General features: G+C 71.3%; 22 protein-coding genes. 9 read left to right on the top strand and 13 right to left on the bottom strand.

Annotation, left to right across the window (positions count from 1 at the left end):
• Window positions 1–403 precede the first annotated feature (403 nt).
• From HGK68_RS07965 to HGK68_RS07955, 3 genes are all read left to right on the top strand, one after another.
• Window positions 404–985, top strand: coding sequence for a hypothetical protein (locus HGK68_RS07965; protein WP_169165480.1), 582 nt, complete (start codon window positions 404–406; stop codon window positions 983–985).
• Between the two features lie 550 nt (window positions 986–1535).
• Window positions 1536–2222 carry a hypothetical protein gene (locus HGK68_RS07960; protein ID WP_169165479.1) on the top strand — a complete coding sequence of 229 codons (687 nt, stop codon included), beginning with the start codon at window positions 1536–1538 and terminating at the stop codon, window positions 2220–2222.
• Between the two features lie 37 nt (window positions 2223–2259).
• Window positions 2260–3075, top strand: a complete 816-nt coding sequence (locus HGK68_RS07955) for a hypothetical protein (protein WP_169165478.1) — start codon at window positions 2260–2262, stop codon at window positions 3073–3075.
• A gap of 37 nt (window positions 3076–3112) precedes the next feature.
• Here HGK68_RS07955 and HGK68_RS07950 read toward each other — a convergent pair whose 3' ends face one another.
• Together HGK68_RS07950 and HGK68_RS07945 are read right to left on the bottom strand one after the other, a co-directional pair.
• Window positions 3113–3613, bottom strand: a complete 501-nt coding sequence (locus HGK68_RS07950) for a GNAT family N-acetyltransferase (RefSeq protein ID WP_169165477.1) — start codon at window positions 3611–3613, stop codon at window positions 3113–3115.
• A complete protein-coding gene (locus HGK68_RS07945) occupies window positions 3610–3984 on the bottom strand; it encodes an ArsR/SmtB family transcription factor (RefSeq protein WP_169165476.1) in 375 nt (124 codons plus the stop codon). Before HGK68_RS07945 ends, HGK68_RS07950 begins: the two co-directional genes overlap by 4 nt.
• 98 nt (window positions 3985–4082) lie before the next feature.
• On the opposite strand from HGK68_RS07945, the gene arsM reads away from it, so the two are divergent.
• Together arsM and HGK68_RS07935 are read left to right on the top strand one after the other, a co-directional pair.
• On the top strand, window positions 4083–4850 hold the full coding sequence (gene arsM, locus HGK68_RS07940) for an arsenite methyltransferase (protein WP_169167014.1): 768 nt from the start codon (window positions 4083–4085) through the stop codon (window positions 4848–4850).
• Window positions 4850–5044, top strand: a complete 195-nt coding sequence (locus HGK68_RS07935; protein WP_169165475.1) for a hypothetical protein — start codon at window positions 4850–4852, stop codon at window positions 5042–5044. The genes arsM and HGK68_RS07935 overlap by 1 nt, the downstream gene beginning before the upstream one ends.
• Window positions 5045–5106: 62 nt before the next feature.
• Here HGK68_RS07935 and HGK68_RS07930 read toward each other — a convergent pair whose 3' ends face one another.
• From HGK68_RS07930 to HGK68_RS07915, 4 genes are all read right to left on the bottom strand, one after another.
• Entirely contained in the window at window positions 5107–5529 is a 423-nt protein-coding gene (locus HGK68_RS07930) for an arsenate reductase ArsC (protein ID WP_169165474.1), read from the bottom strand.
• 15 nt (window positions 5530–5544) lie between these two features.
• On the bottom strand, window positions 5545–6585 hold the full coding sequence (locus HGK68_RS07925) for a metalloregulator ArsR/SmtB family transcription factor (RefSeq protein ID WP_169165473.1): 1041 nt from the start codon (window positions 6583–6585) through the stop codon (window positions 5545–5547).
• On the bottom strand, window positions 6582–7706 hold the full coding sequence (arsB, locus tag HGK68_RS07920) for an ACR3 family arsenite efflux transporter (protein WP_169165472.1): 1125 nt from the start codon (window positions 7704–7706) through the stop codon (window positions 6582–6584). Before arsB ends, HGK68_RS07925 begins: the two co-directional genes overlap by 4 nt.
• A 370-nt stretch (window positions 7707–8076) precedes the next feature.
• The gene (locus HGK68_RS07915; RefSeq protein WP_169165471.1) at window positions 8077–8340 is read right to left on the bottom strand and encodes a type II toxin-antitoxin system Phd/YefM family antitoxin; all 264 of its coding nucleotides are present in this window, start codon (window positions 8338–8340) and stop codon (window positions 8077–8079) included.
• Between the two features lie 51 nt (window positions 8341–8391).
• On the opposite strand from HGK68_RS07915, the gene HGK68_RS07910 reads away from it, so the two are divergent.
• Window positions 8392–8715, top strand: coding sequence for a hypothetical protein (locus tag HGK68_RS07910; protein ID WP_206155831.1), 324 nt, complete (start codon window positions 8392–8394; stop codon window positions 8713–8715).
• A gap of 194 nt (window positions 8716–8909) precedes the next feature.
• Here the strand turns inward: HGK68_RS07910 and HGK68_RS07905 are convergent, their stop codons facing one another.
• The 6 genes from HGK68_RS07905 to HGK68_RS07880 form a co-directional block, all read right to left on the bottom strand.
• The gene (locus tag HGK68_RS07905; protein WP_206155830.1) at window positions 8910–10427 is read right to left on the bottom strand and encodes a recombinase XerD; all 1518 of its coding nucleotides are present in this window, start codon (window positions 10425–10427) and stop codon (window positions 8910–8912) included.
• Window positions 10420–10755: a helix-turn-helix domain-containing protein gene (locus HGK68_RS07900; RefSeq protein WP_169165470.1), complete on the bottom strand. Its 336-nt coding sequence runs from the start codon at window positions 10753–10755 to the stop codon at window positions 10420–10422. The genes HGK68_RS07905 and HGK68_RS07900 overlap by 8 nt, the downstream gene beginning before the upstream one ends.
• Window positions 10752–11810 carry a tyrosine-type recombinase/integrase gene (locus HGK68_RS07895; RefSeq protein WP_246260676.1) on the bottom strand — a complete coding sequence of 353 codons (1059 nt, stop codon included), beginning with the start codon at window positions 11808–11810 and terminating at the stop codon, window positions 10752–10754. The genes HGK68_RS07900 and HGK68_RS07895 overlap by 4 nt, the downstream gene beginning before the upstream one ends.
• A gap of 470 nt (window positions 11811–12280) precedes the next feature.
• Complete coding sequence (locus HGK68_RS07890) at window positions 12281–13951, bottom strand: sensor histidine kinase (protein WP_169165468.1); 1671 nt, start codon at window positions 13949–13951, stop codon at window positions 12281–12283.
• Complete coding sequence (locus HGK68_RS07885; protein ID WP_169165467.1) at window positions 13948–15051, bottom strand: PIG-L family deacetylase; 1104 nt, start codon at window positions 15049–15051, stop codon at window positions 13948–13950. The genes HGK68_RS07890 and HGK68_RS07885 overlap by 4 nt, the downstream gene beginning before the upstream one ends.
• Window positions 15052–15102: 51 nt before the next feature.
• Window positions 15103–15792 carry an NUDIX domain-containing protein gene (locus HGK68_RS07880; protein ID WP_169165466.1) on the bottom strand — a complete coding sequence of 230 codons (690 nt, stop codon included), beginning with the start codon at window positions 15790–15792 and terminating at the stop codon, window positions 15103–15105.
• Window positions 15793–15833: 41 nt separating this feature from the next.
• Here HGK68_RS07880 and HGK68_RS07875 point away from each other — a divergent pair, with 41 nt between their 5' ends.
• The gene (locus HGK68_RS07875) at window positions 15834–16586 is read left to right on the top strand and encodes a DeoR/GlpR family DNA-binding transcription regulator (protein ID WP_169165465.1); all 753 of its coding nucleotides are present in this window, start codon (window positions 15834–15836) and stop codon (window positions 16584–16586) included.
• On the opposite strand, the gene HGK68_RS07870 is transcribed toward HGK68_RS07875, so the two are convergent.
• Window positions 16583–17434 carry an SDR family oxidoreductase gene (locus HGK68_RS07870; RefSeq protein WP_169165464.1) on the bottom strand — a complete coding sequence of 284 codons (852 nt, stop codon included), beginning with the start codon at window positions 17432–17434 and terminating at the stop codon, window positions 16583–16585. The two genes, HGK68_RS07875 and HGK68_RS07870, sit on opposite strands and share 4 nt — an antisense overlap.
• Before the next feature lie 133 nt (window positions 17435–17567).
• Between HGK68_RS07870 and HGK68_RS07865 the strand changes: the two genes are divergently transcribed.
• Together HGK68_RS07865 and HGK68_RS07860 are read left to right on the top strand one after the other, a co-directional pair.
• Window positions 17568–18128 carry a dihydrofolate reductase family protein gene (locus HGK68_RS07865; RefSeq protein ID WP_169165463.1) on the top strand — a complete coding sequence of 187 codons (561 nt, stop codon included), beginning with the start codon at window positions 17568–17570 and terminating at the stop codon, window positions 18126–18128.
• Window positions 18129–18165: 37 nt separating this feature from the next.
• Window positions 18166–19470, top strand: coding sequence for a PP2C family protein-serine/threonine phosphatase (locus HGK68_RS07860; RefSeq protein ID WP_246260674.1), 1305 nt, complete (start codon window positions 18166–18168; stop codon window positions 19468–19470).
• Window positions 19471–19586 lie beyond the last annotated feature (116 nt).

The raw sequence follows: 19586 nt of genomic DNA, 5'->3' as shown, positions 1-19586 counted from the left end.
CTCGACCAGAACTCGGACCGCGGGACGAACCGCTGCTGGCCAGATGCACGACGCAGACCACTACTGGCACCTGCGTCTATCAGGATCGGTCGTACTCCTCGCCCACCGCACTCCGAGCCACGGGGAGGACGCGAGAAGCCACTGGACAGGTGTGGACGGTGGCGAGTGGGTGCATCCCGAAGACCAGCCCGGCGGCTGGTACGCGTGCGGCGACGTGCCGAACGCCAGCTAGACGGGGCCGCGGGCCAGGCGCACCGACGCATGCACGGCTTCGGCGCGGCTCCATTCCGCGTCGGCGGTCCAGCGACTCAAGGGCTGGAGCCCCGTCTCCGAGTCCTCACCTTGGGAATCTGCTGCATCACAGGACCATCGCCCCGCGGACCCTGGACGGAGCAGTGCTGAGATGAACGTCGTGGACGTGGTGGCACGAGTGCGGTGGGCGCCGGTCGGTGCCGGTGGTCGCGTTGCGCGGTGCACCAGCGCCTGGTGGGAGCGCACGGTCGCCGCACGGGAGCACCGGGCACCCCAGGTGCTCGTCCACGCTCTGCTCGAGGTCGTGGTCGACGGCGCCCCCCGGACCGTCGACATGAGCCCGACGTGGGGCAAGGCCGTCAAGCAGCGCCATGTCATCACGGTGGGCCCGGTCGGGTCACGCATCCTCCGGTGGTGCCCGATGTTCCGCTACGAGCTGCGAGTGGTGCTCGAACCCGACACCTCGTCAGAAGTGCTGCAGGTCAGCGACGACTTCGAGTTGTCGGGACGGGTCTTCGAGGATCTCGCCGACGTGCCGGCATACACCTGGGGACGCGACGAAGGTGGAGCAGGGGAGATGTGGACGTCGAACTCGGTCGTCGCGTGGCTCCTGGAGCGTTCCGATGTTTCTCCCATCGAGCCTCCTGCCGGGCACCGCGCGCCCGGCTGGAATGCGGGCGCGCTCCTGGCACGCAGCCGACCACAGCAGACCACCGCTCACCGCCCCGCATGACGCGAGCGGTCAGCCAGTGCGGCACCCCAACGCCCGCCGTCAGCCCCAGCGCAGGCGTCAGGCGCGTGTCCACCGACGGCACGGCCTGTGCGACATCCTCGGCGAGGTCGTCGAACGCACCCGTCAGGAACCCGGCCACTCGCACCGCGACACCGACCAGACAGACGCCGCCGCCGAGCACGATCACGGGGTGGCGATAGCCATGCGCGCAACCGTCCCACGGCCGACCCCTGTCCGGGCCGGGCCGGGCTCTCACCGCTCAGGTCCCGCGAGGGCCGTCGTGTCGCCGACACGAACAGGCGTGCGTCACGAAGCCGTGGAGACCCTGACGACGTTCTTGCTGGTCAGCGGCCGGATCGACTTGCGCGCGGGAGAAGGGCGCTCCTTCATCAGGAGCGATGTGCAGACGACTACTGGCACCCCTGCGTATCAAGTTTGGTCGTACTCGCCTTGCCTGGCGGCCTACGCCAGCCCCGCCGCGACGGCCTCATCGAGCCGGCCGCGTCTCGAAGGCTCCGGAGCTGTCACCGGGCGGCGCTAGTCTCCGCGGGTGATCGACGTTCCGAACCTCATCGCGGGCTTCGTCCTCGGCGTCCTCGGGTCGTTCCCGTTCTGGTGGCACGACCGTCGACGGCGACTGGACGAGGTCGGTGCGTCGTGGACACGAGCAGCGCTCGGCCTTCAGGATCTGGTCCTGGCGCCCGAGACTCGAGGGGCGGATCTCCGGCGTGCAACTGCGGACCTCCCGTTGGACAACTGGCGCAGCCAGATCACCTCGCCCGGGTTCGCGCTGCTCGAGTCTCTGCAGGTCTCGATGGACACGACCGAGTTCTTGGCGGGGCGTCACGCGGAGGCGACGTTGGCGTTCTTCGAAGCGCGGAACCAGCCGCCTCCCCATCTCAACATCCACTGGTTCGCGTTCTTGCACCGCATCAACCGCGACCAGTACCTCGCCGAAGACCCCGGGGGCCGACTCGAGTCGGTAATCGCCGCGTTACGCAGCGACGAGACCTATCAGGCGGCGGAACTGGCGTGGGAGCAGCAGAATCAGCGCCTGCACGAGCTGCGCGTCGAGTTCGTCAACATGGCACGGGCACGTAGCAGCAGCGAGTACGCAGCGGTGCTCCGCATCGAGGGACGTCGACGATGGCGCAGGCACCCCGTGCAGTCGACCAAGGCTGCGCTGAAGGACCGACGCGCCCGACGTCGACACCGTCGAACATTTCGAGCCGGGTGACGGCACTTCACGCCCTCGCGCCCGGTACGGTCCGGTCATGGAGTCGACGACGACGGACTGGATCGTGGCGGTTACCGGCGTGCTGACGCTCAGCGCCGCGGTGGTCGCGGGCTTCTTTGCGGGCCGGGCGGCGCATTGGACGAAGGAGCAGGCGCGGTCGTCGGCGGATCAGGTCGAGATCGCGTCGAAGGCGTTGGACGTCGCCAAGAACGACGCCGAGGTGGCGCGTTCGCTGGCCGACGACCAGCGCCGCGAGGCGGCCCTGGCGGCTCGTCGACTCGCTGAGGACCGCGTGGACTCCCTGATGCCGACCGTGCTGATCCGGGCGACCCCAGGGACGCCGGCGGCTGACTTCGTCCAGGAGTGGCACCAGATCGGTTCAAGCCATGCGTGGCGGACGGTCGTGGAGGAGCTGGTGCTGACCGACGAGGACCGCGACGTGGTCGTACGCCTGAACGTGACGTTCCACCTGGAGAACCTGTCCGAGCGCATCGCGCGCGTGGTCCTCGTGGATGGCGGCGGCGGAGAGGCCGACATCGACTCCTCCGAGGGCGTCCTGCTGCGTCCCGGCGCCCAGGAGTCGTTCACCTGGTCCAAGGTGATCTCAGCGAACGCTCTGCGCACTCAGGAAGACGTCGCCCAGATGGCGATCGTCCGGGCCAAGCTGTGGGTGCGAGACCTGGCGATGAACGCCTACGACCTCGTCGATCTCGTCCTCGATCTGCGCGTGTTCACACGCGACGGCTCTCGGCTGCGCGTCTCACCGTCTGCGCCGGCCACTTGGCGCCAGAGCGTCGGCACTCCGATGCCCGAGCGTGTCTACGACCGCCTGGACGCCGGCACCGCCACCTGAAGAGCCACGGGTGCGCGCACGATGGCGCACGCAGCCGCTACAGGCGCTTCTCCAGCAGCACGACGTCGAGCCAGGTGCCGGCGTGGGGTCCGTGGTCCATCAGGCCGAGGCGTTCGCGGGTGCCGACGACGCGGAACCCGGCGGCGGCGTGCAGGGCGAGGCTGGCGGTGTTCTGCGGGAAGACACCGGACTGCACGGTCCAGATCCCGGCGGCCGTGGCCTGCCTGAGCAGGTGCTCCAGCAGCAGTGCGCCGACTCCGCGCCCCCGTGCGGCGGGTGCGACGTAGACGGAGTGCTCGACGACGCCTGCGTAGACGCACCGGCCGGAGACAGGGGAGACCGCGATCCAGCCGAGGACCTGGTCGCCGTCGAGGGCGACGAAGCGGTGCGCGGGCAGGTGGCCGGTGTCGAACTCGTCCCAGGTCGGTGCCTGGGACTGGAAGGTCGCGGTGCCGGTGGCGATGCCGGCGGTGTAGATGTCGAGCACGGCGGCGGCGTGCTCGGGGCCCATCGCGGCGATCCGCACGCCGGTGGTCATGCGTCGACCTGGCCGAGCAGGTGCGCGCCGAGGTGGGCGGTCAGCGCGCGGACGGCCTCCGGGACCAGCGTGTAGTACGCCCAGACGCCACGCTTGTCGCGGGTGACGAACCCGGCCTCGGTGAGGACCTTGAGGTGGTGGGAGACGGTGGGCTGGGACAGCCCGACGGGCTCGGTGAGGTCGCAGACGCAGGCCTCGCCGCCCTCGTGCGCGGCGATGATCGACAGCAGCCGCAGCCGGGTCGGGTCGGCCAGCGCCTTGAGTGTCCGGGCGGTGGCCTCGGCGTCCTGGGCGCTCATCGTCGGGCCGGCGGCCGGGGTGCAGCAGCCGGTCGACGTGGCCGGGGCCAGGGGGAGCAGGTCGAGTGCCATGCGCCCATGATGACCCAGACATTGACAGTTGTCGATACCCGGTCCAGGCTTGCGGTCAGCAGGTATTGATGAGCGTCGATGTGGAGGTGGCTGTGATGATGCAGGACGTCCGGGAGCAGGTGCGTGCGCGGTACGCGCTGGCGGCGGTGCAGGGCAGCGGCGATACGGGCTGTTGCGGCGGGGAGTCGGGTGGGGGGTGCGGGCCGACGGACCTGGTGATCGACGAGCGGTTCGGCGCCGGCCTGTACGGGGCGGATGTGGCCGGACAGGTGCCGGCCGAGGCGCTGGCCGCGTCGTTGGGTTGCGGGAACCCGCTGATGGTCGCCGAGCTGCGCGAGGGGGAGCGGGTCCTGGACCTGGGCTCCGGCGGCGGGATCGACGTGCTGCTGTCGGCGCGTCGGGTCGGCGCAACGGGCTTCGCCTACGGGGTCGACATGACCGCCGAGATGCTGGACCTGGCCCGCGCGAACGCGGCCAGGGCGGGCGCGACGAACGTGGAGTTCCGTCAGGGCACGATCGAGGACCTGCCGTTCGAGGACGCCTTGGTGGACGTGGTGATCTCGAACTGCGTGGTGAACCTGTCCCCGGACAAGCCGGCGGTGCTGGCCGAGGCGTTCCGGGTGCTGGTGCCCGGTGGCCGGTTCGGGATCTCCGACGTGGTCGCCGAGGACCATCTGACGCCCGAGCAGCGGGCCGAACGCGGTTCGTACGTCGGGTGCATCGCCGGGGCGCTGTCCCGCGCCGAGTACCTGGACGGCCTGGCGGCGGCGGGGTTCGTGGACGCCGAGGTCGAGTTCACCCATCCGGTCGCCGACGGGATGCACGGGGCGATCGTCCGGGCCCGCAAGCCCGCCGGGGAGGCGTGATGCACCCCGACGTGTACCTGGTCGTCCACCAGCAGCGCGAGGGCGAGCTGGCGCGCGAGCTCGAGCTGCACCGGGCGGCGCAGGACTGCCCGGGCTGCATCGTGCACCCCCGCAGGGGCGCGCTGGCCGGGCGGGTGCGGGCGTACCTGACGGGGCGGGTCCGCCCGGCGGCCGAGGTCTGCTGCGCGTCCTGACAGCGCACGCACGAGGGCCGCACCCGCCGACGGGGGTGCGGCCCTCGTGCGTGGTGGGTCGCTCAGGTGGTGACGGGGTCGACGCCGAGCTCGGCCAGCAGGGTCAGGATGCGGTTGCGGATCTCGTCGCGGATCGGGCGCACGGCTTCGATGCCCTGGCCGGCGGGGTCGTCCAGGGCCCAGTCCTCGTAGCGCTTGCCGGGGAAGATCGGGCAGGCGTCGCCGCAGCCCATGGTGATGACGACGTCGGAGGCCTTGACCGCGTCGGTGGTCAGGACCTTGGGGCGCTCGTCGCGGATGTCGATGCCCTCTTCGAGCATGGCTGCCACGGCGACGGGGTTGATCTGGCCGGCGGGCATGGACCCGGCGGAGCGGACCTCGACGGCGCCGCCGGACAGGGCGCGCAGGTAGCCGGCGGCCATCTGGGAGCGTCCGGCGTTGTGCACGCAGACGAACAGCGCGGACGGCGTGGTGTTCTCGGTCATGGTGGTGTTCTCCGGTCAGCGGGTGGGCAGGGGCAGGTCGGGCAGCAGGTCGGCCAGCAGGGCGCGCACCCGGCGGTCGATCTCGTCGCGGATCGCGCGCACGCCGGTCTCGGAGGCCAGGGCGGGGTCGCCGACGGCCCAGTCCTCGTAGCGCTTGCCGGGCAGGATCGGGCAGGTGTCCCCGCAGCCCATCGTGATCACGACGTCGGCGGCCCGGACGGCGTCGTCGGTCAGGGGCTTGGGGAACGCGTCGGTGTCGGCGGACAGCTCGGCCAGCAGCGGGCGCACGCCGGGGTGGACCTCGCCGGCCGGGGTCGACCCTGCCGAGCGGACCGTGACGGCCTGGCCGGCGTAGTGGTGCAGCAGCGCGGCTGCGAGCTGGGAGCGTCCGGCGTTGGCCACGCACACGAACAGCACCTGCGGACGATGCGGGGTGTCGGTCGCGGCGGCGAGGGTGCGGGCGGTGTCGGCCAGGCGCTGGCGGGCGAACCGTTCGGTGTTGACCACCAGGTGTGCGCGGACCGCGGAGGAGCGGGCCAGGCCGGTGTAGGACTCGCGGACCACGCTGAGCACCGCGGTGCGGTCGCGGCCCGGGAACTCGCCGGCCAATCGGTCGGTGATGCGTTCCAGGGCCTGCTCGGCGTCGGTCAGCCCGGCCAGCGGTTCGAGGTGGGCGGCCTCGGCGGCGATCGGCGCGAAGGAGTCCAGCAGGGTCGTCACCGCGCCGCGCAGCGCGGGGCGGACCCGGTAGTAGACCCAGGTGCCGCGCCGCTCGGACGTGAGCAGCTCGACGTCCTTGAGCAGCTTGAGGTGGTGGGAGACCGTGGGCTGGGACACCTCGGCGACGGTGGCCAGGTCGCACACGCACGCCTCGCCGGTGGGGGAGGTGGCGATCAGCGACAGCATCCGCAGCCGCAGCGGGTCGCCGAGGGCCTTGAGGGTCCCGGCCACGTGCGTGGCGGCGTCCAGGCCCATCGCGTGATCGGCGGGCGAGGCCATCGGGGTGCAGCCTTCGTCGCCGGTCGTGGCGTCGGGGGTCGGGGTCGTGGTGGTCATGAGCGCACCTCCTGCGGTTCGGTGGACAGGGCAGCAGCAGCGGGGGCGGCCGGCCAGCGGCGGGCGACCCACAAGCTGACGTAGACCAGGGCGACCAGGACGGGGACCTCGATCAGCGGGCCGACTACGCCGGCCAGCGCCTGCCCCGAGGTCGCGCCGAACGTGCCGATCGCCACGGCGATCGCCAGCTCGAAGTTGTTGCCCGCCGCCGTGAACGCCAGCGTCGTCGAGCGTGCGTACCCCAGGTGCAGGGCGCGGCCGGTGGCCATGCCGGCGACCCACATCACCGCGAAGTAGACCAGCAGCGGCAGCGCGATCCGGGCCACGTCCCACGGCCGGGACGTCACCGCCTGGCCCTGCAGGGCGAACAGCAGCACGATCGTGAACAGCAACCCGTACAGCGCCCACGGACCCACCCGCGGCACGAACCGCTGCTCGTACCAGTCGCGGCCCCGCCGACGCTCACCGACCCACCGCGAGGCGAACCCCGCGACAAGCGGGATGCCCAGGAACACCAGGACGTTGCCGGCGATCTGCCCGACCGAGACCTCCAGGCCCGCGGAGTCCAGGCCCAGCCAGCCGGGCAGCACGGTGAGGTAGAACCAGCCCAGCACCGAGAACGCGACCACCTGGAACAGCGAGTTGATCGCCACCAGCACCGCGGCGGCCTCACGATCGCCGCAGGCCAGGTCGTTCCAGATCACCACCATGGCGATGCACCGCGCCAGACCCACGATGATCAGCCCCGTGCGGTACTCCGGCAGGTCCGCCAGAAACACCCACGCCAGGGCGAACATCAGCGCCGGCCCAACCACCCAGTTCAGCACCAGCGAGCTCACCAGCAGCCGCTTGTCGCCGGTCACCGCCGCGACGCGGTCGTAGCGGACCTTGGCCAGCACCGGGTACATCATCACCAGCAGCCCGACCGCGATCGGCAACGAGATGCCCCCGACCTCCAGATCCGCCAGCGCCTCACCCAGGGCGGGCACGAACCTGCCCAGACCCAGCCCCGCGGCCATCGCCGCAGCGATCCACACCGGCAACCACCGGTCCAGGCTCGACAGGCGACCCGGCCCGGCCGCGCGTTCGACCGGCACCGGCAACCCGTTCTGTATCGACATGTGTCTATGTTGACACATGTCGATGCATGAGGCGAGGGTGACGCGGACGACGGGGGTTGCGGCAGGTCGTGGAGGTCGTCGCAGGTGCCGGCGGGACGTCGAGCCGGGGGATCGGGCGGGTGGTGGTCAGGTGCCGGCTCCTGCGCCAAGATGTGTGCAGTTCGGGCGGAGAGAGGCGGGGACGATGGTTCACGAACGTCCTGGTCAGGCCCGGTCGGCCCACGAAGAAGCGCTACGGGATCCTCGGGTCCGGCGCGCGGCGGCACGGCTTCGGGTGGTGACCGACCGACGGCTGGGGAAGGTCACCCCGCCGTGGGTGCTGGACCTGGCCGGCGCCGGCGAGGATGCGCCGGTCGAGCGGGGACGCTGATCAGGTGGTCGGGCCGAGGTACCGTTCGCGCGCAGCAGCGCCGTCGACGGTTCTGCCGTGGGCGAGGTCGAGGCGCGCGCGGCGCACGTCGTCCGATGCGTGCGGTTCCTGGAGCCAGGCGAGGGTTTCGAGCAGCGACTCGAGCTCGTCGGGGTGCAGCAGCACCGCGGCCGGGCGGCTGTCGACGGTGATCTGCACGGGTTCGCCCGGACGCAGGTCGTCGACGAGGCGAGGCAGGTCGCGTGCTGCGTCGGCCACCGTCATCGACTTAACCGGGCTGACGCTACCGCTCGGTGCGGCGCCGTGGTGAGGTGGGTGCCGGCCACGCGTGGTGCGTGGGAGCGGCACCAGCCGGCGCCGGTGCTGGTCGAGGACCTGGCCTCGTTGCGTGGGCCGGTTTCGGGTGTGGTGCGACTTCCGCGGCATCTGGAGTGGTCGGAGCGGCGCGAGTACGACCTCGGCGTCGAGGGCGATGTGATCTGGTTGTACTCCCGGGTGATCCGCGAGGCGAGCAGCGAGCAAGACCTGCAGGAGCACCTGGACCTGGGAACTCTGTTGCGGTTGTGGCCCGACCTGCGGCTTCCTGACCGGCACCGACGCGCATGGGAGGCCGCGTTCGCCGAGCTGCACGGCCGGTAGGCGATCTGCGCACGAGGTGTCACGTCACGAGCGGTGCGGGAGTCGATCGGCGAGCAGCTCCAGGCTGCCGCAGCAGCGGGCGCTCAGTGCGCCCTGGCCTGGAGCCCGTAACCCTGTCGCCACGGCGGGGGAGGAGGTCGCGTTGCTCACTGTCGATGCTATCGGACGGGGCCGCTCGACGGACCCGCCTGTCATCATCGCGAAGGCGGTGCGGACGGTCTTGCGCGGGCGAGCCCGGTGTAGCGGGCCCAGGTGCCGCCGGCGGCTTCCTGGTGCTGGAACGCGATGACGTGGCTGTAGCCGAGGGCGTCGGCGACGACGGGTGGCGGGGCCTCGGTGACGAGGCCGTCGAGCGCGCGGTTGCGGGCCCCTTGCAGGTTGATGCCCAGGTTCCGCAGACGCATCATGGCGGTGTTGGCGTGCAGGTGCCGGCCGGCGCGCGTCGAAGGGAACAGCCAGGGGCTGTTCGCGTTCCCGGTGGCCTGGTTGGGTCGGGTGAGCAAGTGCGCGCGGAGCAGCCCGGCAAACGGCTCGGGTAGGGGCGTGGCGGGCTCCCCGAGCCGGAGTGTCATCCCGTCCGGTTTGTCGTGTACCGCGTCGACGCGCAGGGCGACGACCTTGACCAGGGGCTGGGCCAGGAGCAGCAGGAGGACTCCGGCCGTGCGGTACGGCAGGGACTCGCTGGTGCCGGCAAGCATCTCGCCGATCCAGGCCACGCGCTGTTCCTGGGTCAGTGCCGGTCGGACCCGCGCAACGCGGTGGGGGACTGTCAGCGCCCCGCACAGGCGGTGGGCGCGGGCGAACACGAAGAACGTCCGGATGAAGTAGCGGGTGGTCGGCCCGGGCTGCAGGTAGGCGTCGATGTCACCTTGCCTGCACTGCGCCACGGTGCGTCCGTGGGTCCGCTCCAGCCACGTCAAGAACTTGATGGTCTCGGTGATCTCCTGCTTGGAGTGGTGCACGGGTCCGCGCAGGGTGCGGTCGGTGACGGTCATGCCACGGATGCGGCGCAGGTGGTGCCAGGTGGCGAACTGCTCGACGGGCCGGGCGATCGAGGTCGGCAGGGGAGCGAGCTTCGCTGCGATCCAGAGCTCGAAGTGCGCGAGGTAGGGCTCGCGGTCGGGTAGCAGCCCGTTGTGCTCGAGCAGTGCGCGTAGGTGATTGACGTGGAGCCCCGGCCGGTAGGCGTCCAGGCCCTCGTGCGTGAGCGGGACCGCGCCGGACGACAGGGCGGTGAGCAGGTCCTGGACCTTGGTCGAGCGCTTCCAGGTGCGGATGCTCTCGGGGCGACCGGCGGCGCACAGGATGTCGACGAGCCGGGTCATCGCGTCGGGGTCAGCGGCGTTGCGCACGATGAGGTGATCCAGCTCGCCGCGCAGGAGGCACCGCGCGCACAGCCGCGCCCGGTTGACCTCGGCCTCGTTGCCGCAGCCAGCGCAGGTGAAGTCCGTGGCGATCCCGGCGCACGGTCCGCACAACCGGGCCCCGTCTTCTCGCAGCCCGGGGGTGAGGCGTTCGGCGCCGCAGCCGGCGCAGATGCCGTGGCAGTGGGTGGCCTCGTAGAAGCAGACCGCGCAGATCCGGCCCTCGGGCCAGGTCGCCCGCGTCTTCGGGGCCTTGCGTCCGCATCGCGCGCAGAGCCGGCTCCCGATAACCCGCGGGCGTCCGCGGGTGGTGTTGCGTGGCCGCAGGCCTGCGAGCGGGTCAGTCATCGTCGATCACCCGGGCGCGTCGCGGTCGCACGGAGCGGTCGAGCGTGACCACGTTCTCGCCGGCCGTGGCGGTCTTGCGGCGGGCGGAGGCGTCGGCGGCGGTCACGGTGATCAGGTCGCCGACCTCGCACTGGAAGATGTCGCACAGCGCCGCGAGCAGCTGCAGAGACACGCGTTCGGCGCGCTGGTTGACCAGGCGGTAGACCTGCACGCGGGACAGCTCGATGCCGCGCTCGGCGAGCAGGGGGACCAGCTCGGTGGTGGTGTTCAGGCCGCGGGCTGCCATCAGCTCGGCCAGCCGCCAGGTGTAGTCGACGTCGCGCTTCATGTCCGTCCCTCCAGCGCTTCTCGGACTGTCCGATCGAGCGCCGAGCGAAGAGTAGACGTTCGGAACGCCGAGCTGACGAACGTGTAGATCCCGGTCGTGGATGCGTGCTCGTGGCCCATCTGCGCCTGGACGAACAGCGGGTCCCACCCGTCTTCGAGCAGGTGGGTGGCGTACGAGCGGCGCAGGGAGTGCAGGTCGAGCCCGTCCGGGAAGCCCAGGATCTCGCAGTAGCGGCGCAGGCGGCGTAGCAGCGTCGACTCCGTGACCAGCGCGCCGCGCTCGTTCGGGAACACGTCCAGGGTGTCGGGCGTCCCGCGCCCGTTGGCGAGCCAGTCCTGGATGATCTCGGGTGTCCAGTCGAACACCGTCAGCACGGCGCGGGGCTTCGGGGGAGAGGCCCGGCGGGATTTGCCGAACCGGACCTTGCACACCCCGTACTTGCCGAACTCGGCGGCGTGGGGGTTGCGTGCGAAGTCCACGAGCTGCAGGTGGCGCAGCTCGTTGCAGCGCAGCCCGTAGGAGTAGGCGACCTTGAGCATGGTGGCGTCCCGGAAGGCGGCCTGCCAGCCGCGCACCCCGGCCTGGGCGACCCGCTCGACCTCGCTGTCGGCGTAGTCGAACAGCTGCTGCAGCTCGGAGCGGGTGAACGGTCGCTTCGAGGGGCGCCCCTCGTACTCCTGGACGTGCTGGGCGGTGTTCCAGTCGAAGAACACCTGCGCCGGGTGCTCGCCGAACAGCCGCTCGCACTCCAGGTCCCACCCGTAGTCGGGGTTGGCGATGTAGGAGGTGAACTGGCGCAGCGCCGCCTGGTGGGACCGCATCGTCGAGTGGCTCAGGTGCCGCACGGAGCGCAGGTCTCCGAAGTACTCCTCGACGAGGACCGGCGTCCACCGCCACGGGAACTCGTTGACGTACTCCATGAACCGGCGCACGTACCGCAGCCGCTGCTCGATCGTGGCGAACTGCAGGTTGCGAGACAGCTGCTGGTTGCGCCACCCCAGCAGCATGTCCTCGACCGTCTGGTCGGCCGGATGCAGGGTGTGGAGACCTGCCACGACCCGCACTCGACCCGTCTCGTCGACTGCCACAGCACCCCCTAGGGCTGTTACATCAGATGAATCATTGTTGCATCAGATGTAACATCGCGGCAAGACCCGCAGGTCAGAGCATCGCCGACAACCCGGCGCGAGCGGCCCGTCAGGGCCGGCCCGCAGTCGGCTCGCGGCGCGCACCAGCATCTCCGCAGGTCAGAGGCGGTTTCCCCGACTCGCGGAGGAGGGGATGCGACGCCCCGCGTGTTACATCAGATGCAATACGCAGACTAAGGTCTGTCATAACGTGCATTATCGGCACTGAACCTAGGCGAGTCGGAGCTCGCTATTCGTCTCACCTCGATACGTGTCTCTGCACCAGTCCGACCAGCGCCGATCAGGCGATCATCCCCAAGGGTGGCTCAATCGCAACGACCGGTGCCGGGCCTGCGCACGTGCAGGATCATGCGCCGGCGAAGCACCCCACCCGGCGATCAGCGGTCCGCGAGGCGTGGCAATCGCACCGTGAAGGTGGCCCCGCGCCCCTCGACGCTCGCCACCGCGATCGAGCCGCCGTGCGCCTGGACCACAGCACGGGTGATGGTCAGACCGAGTCCGACGCCGGGCACGGCGAGCCGGGTCGCCGTCGACGAGCGGAAGAACCGGCCGAACAGCCGGTCGACTTCATCAACGGGGATGCCGTGGCCCGTATCGGCGACCGCGAGGACGACGTCCGGACCATCGGCGTGGACGGTCGCGGTCACCGATCCCCCGGCCGGGGTGAACTTGATGGCGTTGGACAGCAGGTTGTCGCACACCTGGGTCAGACGGCCGTGGTCGCCTCGCACCGGGCCGGGCGATGCCCGCACCGTCAAGGACACGCCGGCGCGCGCGGCGACGGGTGACACCGACTCGACCGCGCTGCGCAGCACCTGCCCCAAGTCCAACTCGTCCAGGTGCACCGGGAGCCGTCCGGCGTCGACCTGCGCGGTCAGGAGCAGATCGTCGACCAGCGCGATGAGCCGGTGGGCGTTCCGCTCGGCGACATCCAGCGAGGTGATCTGATCGTCCGTCAGCGGGTCGTCACGCACCAGTTCCAGATGGCCCAGCACCGAGGCGACCGGGGTGCGCAGCTCGTGGGACACCATGCCGACGAACTGGTCCTGCAGGCGTGCGCGATCGCGTGCAGGGGTCAGGTCCGTGGCGACGACCAGGTAGCCGGCTGCCTGGGCGCGATCAGCGCGTCGGGCGGTGATCACCAGCTCCACCGGGACATGTGCGTCATCTCCTCGCACGGCCGTGCCCTCGACCCGGCGCACGCGACCGGGCTCGACCCCAGCGACCAGCGCCGAGAAGCCGGGTCGCCCGTCGTCCGGCTGCCGCGGTTCCAGGGGTCCCTCCCAACCGTCGTCCGGGTCGACGTCGACGAACAGCTCCTCGATACGGCGCCGACCGACCACCCGGCCCGCTGGCGCTCCCAGCAACCGCTCGGCTCCACGGCCCCATATGTCGATCACCCCATCAGGTGTGCAGCCGACCACTGCTTGCTCGGTGACCGCGTCCAGGACCCCCCGGGCGAGACGCTCCGCGGTGTGCGACAGCGCCAGGTGCTCTCGTAGCCTCCGCGCAAGCTCGTTCACGGTCAGCGCCGCGAGGGCGTAGACCACAGGTGCGAACGAGGCGCGCCACGGAGTGAGACCGTCTGACGGGCCGATGCCCAACGCCGGCGGAACGACCAGCACGGCTGCTGCTGCACCGGCTGCTAGGACCACTGCGCCGCGCCCCGGCTCCGAGGCGATCCAGATCAACGGCAGGACGATCAGCGCGGTGAACAACGAGTCCGAGCCCCCGGTCCCCGCCCGCAACAGGCCGATAGCGACGAGCGAGAGCAGCGGAACGATGACCGCCCCACGATCGCCGGCACCCCACGGTTCGCCGACGTCGACGGATTGCCTCCCACGGGCTCGCCGAGCCACGAGCAACGCCCAGCCGGTGGCGATCAGCCAGATCAGCACGCCGACCGTCAGCGGTGCGGGGTCGGTGATCCACGTGCTGGGTGACAGGGCGACCACGACCAGTGCCACGGCGAATCCGACGACGGTCGGCAGGTGCTTCAGCACAAGGGCCCGCTCGGACGGCAGGTCGCGCAAGGGCAGATCGGTCACTCGGCCCCCGGGCGCTGTTCACCCGGATGGCCGGGACCGGTCGTTCGGGCGCGCTCGGCCGCAGAGGCCGCCCGTTCTTCCCGGACCCGGGAGACGATCCCCCCGGAGTCGCGGACGAGCTCGAGCGGCTCCACGGCAGTACCGAAGGCGAAACGGGACCAGTACCGCGCAGCCGCACGGATGGCGATGGGGTCGAGGTAGTCACGGATGGCCGTCTGAGACGCGTAGCAGCGTAGGGCGGCGAGCTTGGTGTCCAGATGCTCGGCGACGTCCACGAATCGGTGCGGCCGGAAATCGACGGTCGACGATGGGCTCTGGAAGCAGGCCACGGTCGGGACGGTGCGGGTCGCCACCACCACCGCGTCGTGCACCGCGCGGTGGTCCTGGTGTCGGTCGTGTCGCGTGTGGGTGTAGACGACGGACGGACGCACCTCGGCGACGACGCGCTCGATGATGCCCACGGTGGGCTCCGCATGGGACACCTGGGTGTCCGGTAGATCTTCCAGGAACAGACGCGCACGCAGGACCTCGGCGGCCGCCAGCGCCTCGAGCTGCCGCACGTCGGTGTCACCACCCCGGGCACCGCGGGACAACGTGAGCACGACCAGGTCGTCACCGGCAGCGGCATGGGCCGCCAGCGTCCCACCGACGCCGATCTCCACGTCGTCGGGGTGGGCACCGATGGCGAGCACCACGGTGCTGCTGCGGCGCTCCCGCTCCTGACGACCACGCGTGCCGAGCCGCAGGACCACCTCGGTCAATTGCGCGGACGGCACCGGTTTCGCCAGGAACTCGTCCGCCCGGCTGCGCAGCGCACCGACCGCATGCTCGACGGACGCATGCGCGGTCATCACGATCACGGCAGTGGCGGGGGCGCGCTCCCGGACCACCCTGGCGACCTCGAGTCCGTCCGTCCCGGGCAGCTGGATGTCCGTGACCACGACGTCCGGATCGAAGGCCGCCAGCGTCGGGACCAGCCGGACGGCGTCGGGCAGGACGATGACCCGGCACCCGACGCGCCGCTCCAGGATGGTCGCGGTCAACGCCGCGACGTCGGGATCGTCCTCGACGACGAGGACGCGCAGTGCCGGCGTGATCACGAGACTCCCCCTTCCGACGGCCGTACGGTGAGGCTGCCGGTGCCGTCATCGTCACCCGGGACCCGACCCGACGCCACCGGTCCCGGAAGAGCCGCGCAACGCCAGTGCCTGCAGCGCCATGATCGTCTTCCCGTCGGCGATCCGGCCGTCGGCGATCATCGCCAGGGCCTCGGACAGCGGCAGCTCGATCCGCTCGATGTCCTCGCCCTCCTCGGCCAGCCCGCCGCCGTCGCCGATCAGGTCGTCCCGGGTGTACGACGCCAGGTAGCAGTGCACGCGTTCGGTGACCGATCCCGGGCTCATGTAGGCATCGAACAGGTGGGTCATCGCGCCGACCCGGACGCCTAGCTCCTCGGCCGCCTCGCGACGGATCGCGTCGTCCGGGGCGTCCTGGTCGAGCAACCCGGCCGCGATCTCGATCAGCATGCCGTCCGGGTGGCCGTTGACGTAGACCGGGTACCGGAACTGGCGGGTCAGCAGCACCGTGTCGCGGTCCGGGTCGTGCAACAGGATCGCCGCGCCGTTCCCCCGGTCGTAGGTCTCGCGCTGCTGGGTGGTCCAGCGCCCGTCCCGGCGGCGGTAGTCCAACGTGGTGCGCCGCAGGACGTGCCACCCGTCCGAGACGACCTCGACGTCGAGGACCCGGACGTTCGGGTTGGCGGTGAGGTCGCGGCCGACCCGGTCGAGCCCGGTGCGGCCACGGGAGTCCGGCTGGTCGATGCCCATGCGTGCGGAGGTCATGCTGCTAGAGTACGCATAAACGTGCAGGAACGGGAGATATCATGCTGGCAGCCGAACGACGTGCGCATCTGCTCGACACGCTGGCACGCGAGGGCAAGGTGGTCGCGAAGTCGATCGCGGCCGAGCTCGGCATCTCCGAGGACAGCGTGCGCCGCGACCTCCGCGAGCTGGCGGCCGAGGGTCTGGTGCAGCGGGTGTACGGCGGCGCGCTGCCGGTCTCCCCCGCCGTCGTCGACTACGCGGCCCGTCGGCGGGTGAACCCGGACAGCAAGCAGCGGGTGGCCCGGGCAGCACTCCGACTGATCGGTCCCGGCATGACGGTGCTGCTGGACGGCGGCACCACGGCGCTGGCGGTGGCCGAGCTGCTCCCCCGCGATCTGCACTGCACGGTGGTGACGCACAGTCCGACCGTCGCCGCCGCGCTGGTCGACCATCCGACCGCCCAGGTGGTGGTCATCGGCGGGGTGCTGTTCAAGCACTCGGCGGTGACCGGCGGCGCCTCGGCGGTGGAGGCGGCCCAGCGGATCAGCGCCGACCTGTTCCTGCTCGGCGTCACCGGTGTGCATCCCGATGCGGGCCTCACCACCGGCGACCCGGACGACGCGGCGATGAAGCGCGCGCTGGCGGCGCGGTCGGCGGAGACGTGGGTGCTCGGTTCGGCGGAAAAGATCGGCGCCGCCTCACCGTTCCAGGTCCTGCCGTGGTCCGATGTGGCGGGCGTGCTGACCGACGCAGGGCCGTCACCGACGATGGAGCGACTGCGGTCGGTGACGACCGTGAGCGTCGCGGACTAGCTCCAGCCCAGTCCCCCGTCGGTGGTCAGCACCTGCCCCACCATCCACGAGCCGGCCGGGCTCACGAGCCACCCGATCAGCCGCGCGGGATCGGACGGCTCACCCCACCGCCCGAACGGCGTGTCCAGGGCGGGAAGCTCCCGGTCGGTGGTCGCCGGATCGAGGTAGCCCGTGTTCACCGGCCCCGGATTGACCGTGTTCAGCACGATGCCCAGGTCCAGGAGTTCGGCGGCGACCGTGGCGGTGACGCCGGCCAGGGCAGCCTTGGACGTGGCGTAGGCGACCTCGCCCCGCATCGGCCCGTGCTGCTGTCCGGAGGTGAACCAGATGACCTTCGGGGCGGTCGCCGGGTCGATCGTGCGGCGACGGTCGGGGCGGTCGCCGGGCCGCGCCTCGGGCCCACCGGCTCCGAACTGCGCGGCGAACCGTCGGGTGAGCAGCAACGTCGCACGGGTGTTGGCCTGCCAGTGCGCGTCCAGCCGATCGGCGGTCATGTCCAGGATGGACCCGTCTCCCCCGCTGCGGGCCTGGTTGCAGACCAGGATGTCGACGGATCCGGTCAGGGCGGTGGCCGCGCTGAACATCGCGTCGAGTTCGGCCGGGTCGCGCAGATCGGCGCAGTGATGGGCGGCGACGGCACCGGCGGTCAGAGCCGCCCGCACTCCGTCGTGCACGGCGGTCAGGTCATCCGCGCCCCAGGGCTGGTCGGCGTCGTGGGGCGCGTAGTCGTGGGTGACGACGCTGGCACCGAGACGGGCGAGTTCGACGGCGACGGCGTACCCGATCCCCCGCCGCCGGGACACGCCGGTGACCAGGGCGGTGCGGGCGGTGAGCGGAGTCGCGGTCATGCCGGGACACTAACCAGGTGACGCGGCGAGGGCCCAGCACTTTTCCGGTTCGCTGGACGTCGGAGGGCGTCGCCCTGGGCGCAGCCGGTCGCCCCCGCGGGCCATGCGACGGCCGACCACCTACCGTGGGGCGATGGGGCGCCTGATCTACTCGATGTTCACCTCGCTGGACGGGTACGCGGCCGACTCGACCAGTGGCAGCACCTGGGGCGGCGCGCTCGATCCGGCGCTGCACGACTTCATCGCGGAGCAGACCCGGTCGGTCGGCACCTACCTCTACGGCCGGCGGATGTACGAGACCATGACGTTCTGGGAGACCGCTCCGCCGGAGCCGGCGTTCGTGCGGCACTACGCCGAGGTCTGGCGGGCAGCCCAGAAGGTGGTGTACTCCCGCACGTTGTCCGAGGTGACCACCGCCCGGACCCGGCTGGAACGAGCATTCGACCCGGTGGCGGTGCGCGCGTGGGTGGATGGACTCGACCATGACGTCACCATCGACGGTCCCACGCTGGCGGCGCAGGCCCTGCGTGCCGGGATCGTCGACGAGGTGCAGCCCTACCTGGCACCGGTGGCGGTCGGTGGCGGACTGCGGTTCTGGCCCGGCGGTCTGTGGTTGGACCTGGAACTGTTGGACGAGCGCGCGTTCACCCACGGCACCCGCTGGCTGCGCTACCGGATCGTCGGACCCCGCTGACATACTGACCGCCCCCAGCCCGGCGATCAGGAGCACCGTGCCAGAGTCCGAGCTCACCACCGACCGGCGATCGCTCGTCTCCGACGTGCTGGATCAGCTCGGTCGGACGATGGAGGCCGAGGTGGCGGTCGGTCGGCTGGCCCGGATCCTGGTCCCGGCGCTCGCCGACTGGTGTGTCATCACCCTGGTCGAGGACGACGAGTCCCGCGCGGGTCGGCGGCGGCTGCGCGACATCGGCTGGTGGCACGTCGACCCCGACCGGCGCGAGCTGGTCCGCGACTATGCCGCCGCCCGGATCGCCGCCCTCACCGACTCCTCGATGCTCATGCACGCCATCGACTCCGGCGAGCCGGTGCACGTCCCGTCCGGAGCGGTGGTGGCCCTCGACCAGGTGCTCAGGCCCGGCCGGGCCCGGGAACTGGTGGCCGCGCTGGCTCCGGCCTCGCTGACCGTGGCACCGCTGACCGCCCGGGGCCGCACCCTCGGTGCCCTGACCCTGTTCAACGGCCCGGACCGCGCGGCGCTGTCCCCGGAGGAGCTGCCCGGCTTGGCCGAGATCGCCTCGGCGGCCGCCCTGGCCCTGGACAACGCGCGGCTCTACCGCCGCCAGCGGGATGTGGCCGCCAGCTTCCAGCGCTCGCTGCTCACCGAGCCGGTGCAGCCGGACGACCTGGAGATCGCCGTTCGCTATCAGCCCGCGGCGGAGGCGGCGCGGGTCGGCGGCGACTGGTACGACGCCTTCACCCAGCCGAACGGCGCCACCGTGCTGGTGATCGGTGACGTGGTCGGTCACGACATCGAGGCGGCAGCGCTGATGGCGCAGCTGCGGTCGATGCTGCGCGCCGTCGCGGTGGTCACCGATTCCGGTCCCGGGGAGATCCTGCGGCAGGTCGACGCTGCGGCCCACACCCTCCGATTGCCGGTGATCGCGACGGTGGTGGTGGCCCGGATCGAGCAGACCGAGGACGAGTACCGCCGTGGCGTCACCCGGGTGCGATGGTGCAACGCCGGTCACCCGCCGCCGATGGTGATCGACGCCGCCGGGGAGGTGCACACCCTCGACGGACACGGTCTGCTGCTCGGGGTGGACCCGACGCACCGGCGGGAGGACCAGGAGCTGGTGGTGGAGCGGGGCGCGACCCTGATGATGTACACCGACGGCCTGATCGAGCGCCGCAGCCGGTCGTTGGCTGTCGGTCTGGCCGAGTTGCGCGCAGCCCTGGGTCGACACCGACACCTGGAGCTGACCGACCTCTGCGACGCCCTCCTGACCGAGCTTCCCGGCGGTCCGGGCGAGGACGACATCGCGATGGTCGGGGTCCGCCTGCACCCACAACACTGAGTGGTGCACCGCTCAGTCGCCAGTGATCGCGGCCAAATCGCCGAAGCCCGACATTCTCCCTAGGTGACGCCCACCTACTCCGCCCGCGCCCCGGTCTGGGCCACCCCCAGCTGGCC

Origin of the sequence: Cellulomonas taurus, from assembly GCF_012931845.1 — a bacterium.
Classification (GTDB): Bacteria; Actinomycetota; Actinomycetes; order Actinomycetales; family Cellulomonadaceae; genus Cellulomonas; species Cellulomonas taurus.
The sequence above is the reverse complement of the archived record's forward strand: the minus strand, read 5'-3'. Positions and strand labels throughout refer to the sequence as shown.

Coding starts and splice junctions, on each gene's coding strand:
- HGK68_RS07965 (WP_169165480.1), top strand. CDS start 404: ATGAACGTCGTGGACGTGGTGGCACGAGTGCGGTGGGCGCCGGTCGGT.
- HGK68_RS07955 (WP_169165478.1), top strand. CDS start 2,260: ATGGAGTCGACGACGACGGACTGGATCGTGGCGGTTACCGGCGTGCTG.
- HGK68_RS07950 (WP_169165477.1), bottom strand. CDS start 3,613: ATGACCACCGGCGTGCGGATCGCCGCGATGGGCCCCGAGCACGCCGCC.
- HGK68_RS07945 (WP_169165476.1), bottom strand. CDS start 3,984: ATGGCACTCGACCTGCTCCCCCTGGCCCCGGCCACGTCGACCGGCTGC.
- arsM (WP_169167014.1), top strand. CDS start 4,083: ATGCAGGACGTCCGGGAGCAGGTGCGTGCGCGGTACGCGCTGGCGGCG.
- HGK68_RS07935 (WP_169165475.1), top strand. CDS start 4,850: ATGCACCCCGACGTGTACCTGGTCGTCCACCAGCAGCGCGAGGGCGAG.
- HGK68_RS07930 (WP_169165474.1), bottom strand. CDS start 5,529: ATGACCGAGAACACCACGCCGTCCGCGCTGTTCGTCTGCGTGCACAAC.
- HGK68_RS07925 (WP_169165473.1), bottom strand. CDS start 6,585: ATGACCACCACGACCCCGACCCCCGACGCCACGACCGGCGACGAAGGC.
- arsB (WP_169165472.1), bottom strand. CDS start 7,706: ATGTCGATACAGAACGGGTTGCCGGTGCCGGTCGAACGCGCGGCCGGG.
- HGK68_RS07915 (WP_169165471.1), bottom strand. CDS start 8,340: ATGACGGTGGCCGACGCAGCACGCGACCTGCCTCGCCTCGTCGACGAC.
- HGK68_RS07905 (WP_206155830.1), bottom strand. CDS start 10,427: ATGACTGACCCGCTCGCAGGCCTGCGGCCACGCAACACCACCCGCGGA.
- HGK68_RS07900 (WP_169165470.1), bottom strand. CDS start 10,755: ATGAAGCGCGACGTCGACTACACCTGGCGGCTGGCCGAGCTGATGGCA.
- HGK68_RS07880 (WP_169165466.1), bottom strand. CDS start 15,792: ATGACCTCCGCACGCATGGGCATCGACCAGCCGGACTCCCGTGGCCGC.
- HGK68_RS07875 (WP_169165465.1), top strand. CDS start 15,834: ATGCTGGCAGCCGAACGACGTGCGCATCTGCTCGACACGCTGGCACGC.
- HGK68_RS07870 (WP_169165464.1), bottom strand. CDS start 17,434: ATGACCGCGACTCCGCTCACCGCCCGCACCGCCCTGGTCACCGGCGTG.
- HGK68_RS07865 (WP_169165463.1), top strand. CDS start 17,568: ATGGGGCGCCTGATCTACTCGATGTTCACCTCGCTGGACGGGTACGCG.